This is a genomic window from Legionella pneumophila subsp. fraseri, assembly GCF_000586315.1.
GTDB lineage: Bacteria > Pseudomonadota > Gammaproteobacteria > Legionellales > Legionellaceae > Legionella > Legionella pneumophila_B.
Genome location: NZ_JFIM01000052.1, coordinates 1 through 3406, shown reverse-complemented (window position 1 = coordinate 3406; position 3406 = coordinate 1). Strand labels below are relative to the sequence as shown.

Below are 3406 nucleotides of genomic sequence, written 5' to 3'. Positions count from 1 at the left end.
AAGGATGCTATAATAAATCCGTCTAATTCCTAAATAGCCCAGCATAGCCTGGATGCAGGCGCAGCCGTAATCCAGGATATTGGGTTTCGAACACCCCGGATTTCGTTCCACTCCATCCGGGCTACGCTTGCTAGGCTATATAAGGAAGCGCTTCGGTAATTGTCCTACAAACTGCAATAATTTTGAGTCAGTACGATTCTGATGGCAGTACCAACATAAGTTTATTTTTTCAGAGAAATTTTTTACTTCTAACTTTATTAATTCATGATCGTAATATTGTCATATAAAACTCAATAGGACAAAATGGCACACACTGTATCCAGAGTCTGGCGTTGCTCTTTTAATTTTTTCTGTTGTGTGTCATCAAACATTAATTGTTCCGCTGCAGTAAATGCTGCGTAAGGTAATGGTTTAATAGCTGCAGCATAAAAAGCTTTGTAATTGCTATCACCAAATAAACTCTCATCTCTTGGTAGCTGCTGCACTTTTTCTACTACCTGCTCCATTTGTTTTTCCAACTGTTCTGTTTGTTCATTTAATTGGTCCATAAAATAATAAGCAGAACATGCTCCACCCAATACAAGCCCCAACCCAATAACAGTAGGTATAAGGGAAAAAACAGAGGCTAAAACCAGGACAGCTCCTGTGGTAACCATTAATAAAGATAATGCTGTATTACATCCATTATCTACTGTAGAGAGTAATAACTGATTAAGCATTGAAATTTGCTGAATAAATGCAATTAAACCTTCTTTTTTTTCGTCAAAATGAATGTTGTCGTAAATCTCATTGTTATGGCTTTGGTGTCCCTGTATTGCCATCAGATGGTAGAGCATTTGGTCAATAATATAGATTAAGTCTGAAATTTTTCCTTTGCGAACATAGGCCATAGCAATATTATATAGGGTATTCGACCAATGGGGTTGTGAATTAATAAACTCACGAGTATAGCTATTAAGTTCCTTGGTGAACTCAACTGGTATGTCTCCAGTTTTCAAAGGATTATTTCGCCAAAATGCAAGTCCACCAGAATACTTGGGTAAACCATCTGTAAAGGTTTTATTTCTTACTGCCACGGTATTTAACAAAGCAACATACATATAAAATTTACCAAAATGATCTGTGTCTTGCTTTTCAATTTGTTCACATAATAGGGCTAGTTGGCTAGAGGGCATAATTTTTCTCTTATCACAAAAAAACAACAATTATAATATAAAATAACAAAAAAGATAAATAATCAGTCACATTCTTGGGGTAATGAGGTTTTCATATACCAGTTTTAAGATGGCTCAAGGCCTGGTACACCGTTAAATATGACTCCCAGCTAAGCAAAATTTTCTAGTTGATTACATACTATAATTAAAAATATAGCTATATAAGGGCAATTTAGGGAGTCCAACCATGTCAACTGAATCTTCCCAATATAATTACGAGGCGCTCACTGTCGAATCAGATAAAAAAACAATTGAAAACGCATTTTCAGCGAACCAAAATGAGAAATTTAAAGTAAAAAACTCAACTTTCGTAGTGTTTTCAGATAAAGGACTAGATGATAAAGCACACCAAGAAATGGAAAGTAATTGGAAAATTCACCTCAGTATTGCCCCTGAGGATATTGGTAAAGCCTGGGATCTTGCTTATCCATTGCTGCATGATAAAGCCGCTCAGTTTAAAGTTGTGGACATGACTCGCGCCGTAGCAGCAAAAGAACGTAACATGCAACAGTTGGATACAGTAAAACACGAAAAGGAGGTATTTATACAAAAATATAAAGATGGGGAATTAAATTTAGATCAATTAAAACAACAAGCGGGAGCTTTAACTCATGGGAGAGAAGAATGGGAGCCTCATGCGACTGATGCAAAAAAACTTTATGAATTTTTGCTACAGAAACATGATGAAAGAATACAAAAATGCGAAAATTTAGTCAAAGAGAATGACCGTATTATTCAAGGCATGCAAATCACAATCTATATTCCGCCGGGTCAGGAACAAGAGATGTATAAGCTTGCTAAAGAAATTGAACAAAAATTTCAAGAAAATAACATCAAAAAAGGCACCATTTATCCAACAGATAATCCTTTAGGAGATTATGCGTCTTATCGACACCCTGGCCTTGAGTATCAGGATGCTGTCGCTATCGATAATTATAATCCTGATAATGTGGATGATCCGTTACTACAAATTAGTATTGATAACAAAATTAACTCTCTAAAAGAATTGTGGAGTCAAAAAGGAAACGATTTGGGACATCAAAATCTAATTAAAGACAGTATTACTTTATTAGAAACCGTCAAATCAGCTTATCAAAATAATGAAATACCTCCAAAACAAGCCATGAAAATCGCCGAAGCGAGTTATCAAGTCGCTGCGCAACCAACTATAGAAAATGTCAACAAATTCAAAAACGTAGAAAGTGGTATGCGAAATGATTCAAGTGTACCATTGAATGTCAAAACGGCAATGGACAAGTTCCTGGGAAGTGTATATAAATTTTTTGGTAATTTATTTAATAAAGAATCATGGAAGCAAAAAGGGGATGATATATTACGCAAAGTAGAAGACACAGAAAAATTTAAATCAGATTTTAAACAGTTTAAAAGTAAAATCAGTGATTTTAAAGCTGGTAAAGAAAACCTTAAAGATTTTGATGTTAATGAGGAAAAGGCACCTCTAATGCCTATTAAATTGAATTAGTTGAATTAAATAGCTACTTCCCCCAAGGATTCAGCTCCTAGGACACAGGGTTTCTTGAGGCTCTTTTATTAGTAGACCGTTTTCTGATAAATGATACAATTCAAAGATAAGGGCCCTGATTTGAGTATTATTTTGATGATTAAAACCTCCACAAATGAGTTTCGTTTTTGTTTCAAACCCATGAATAAATCTCAACATGAACTTGTTCTGGGGTGGATTCATCAGCCACATATTAATGAATGGCTTCATGGAGAGGGGCTAAGCAATACCATCACAGATATTGATCAATTCTTAAATAATGGTGAACCATGGGCTGCCATGAGATACGGATATATTGCTGACCGTATTTTTTAAGAAGGCTTTTTTCTTCACCCACTAGCTGTTTCAATTCATGCAAAATAATCTCTTGTTCTGGGATGCAAATTGGAATGACACGTTCTGCAATCGACAACCGATTATGTTGGACATGGGATGACATTTTAAAATGGATAGCTTCCTGAAACGTAAGGCCAAAATGAGTTTGTAAGGCCATGATAAGTCGAGCTGCTGGGTTAGACAGATTTTGCCAAAATTCCGAAGACATTTTGATACGTTTTTTTCGTGGTTTAGGGCGAGATAAGAGCAGGCTTTTATTGTCGATGTAATGTACATGGCAGCCGAGTTCAACAAGAGCTAGAGCAAGAGCTAGAGGGTCAGATCTTGCCTTTTG

Annotated in this window: 2 protein-coding genes and 2 pseudogenes; 2 read left to right on the top strand and 2 right to left on the bottom strand. The window is 35.8% G+C overall.

From position 1 onward, the window contains the following. Positions 1 to 290: 290 nt before the first annotated feature. Entirely contained in the window at positions 291 to 1175 is an 885-nt protein-coding gene (locus tag CC34_RS0110065) for a hypothetical protein (protein ID WP_027228616.1), read from the bottom strand. Between the two features lie 352 nt (positions 1176 to 1527). On the opposite strand from CC34_RS0110065, the gene CC34_RS0110060 reads away from it, so the two are divergent. Together CC34_RS0110060 and CC34_RS1000000117095 are read left to right on the top strand one after the other, a co-directional pair. Further along, on the top strand, positions 1528 to 2697 hold the full coding sequence (locus CC34_RS0110060; RefSeq protein WP_129317196.1) for a hypothetical protein: 1170 nt from the start codon (positions 1528 to 1530) through the stop codon (positions 2695 to 2697). Positions 2698 to 2832: 135 nt separating this feature from the next. Further along, positions 2833 to 3030: pseudogene (locus CC34_RS1000000117095) on the top strand (GNAT family N-acetyltransferase); the annotation flags it as partial. On the opposite strand, the pseudogene CC34_RS1000000117470 reads toward CC34_RS1000000117095, so the two are convergent. Continuing rightward, positions 2969 to 3406: pseudogene (locus tag CC34_RS1000000117470) on the bottom strand (hypothetical protein); the annotation flags it as partial. The pseudogenes CC34_RS1000000117095 and CC34_RS1000000117470 overlap by 62 nt on opposite strands.

Bases quoted from the DNA above. Each gene is read 5' to 3' on its own strand.
- CC34_RS0110065 (WP_027228616.1), bottom strand. From the start codon at position 1,175: ATGCCCTCTAGCCAACTAGCCCTATTATGTGAACAAATTGAAAAGCAA.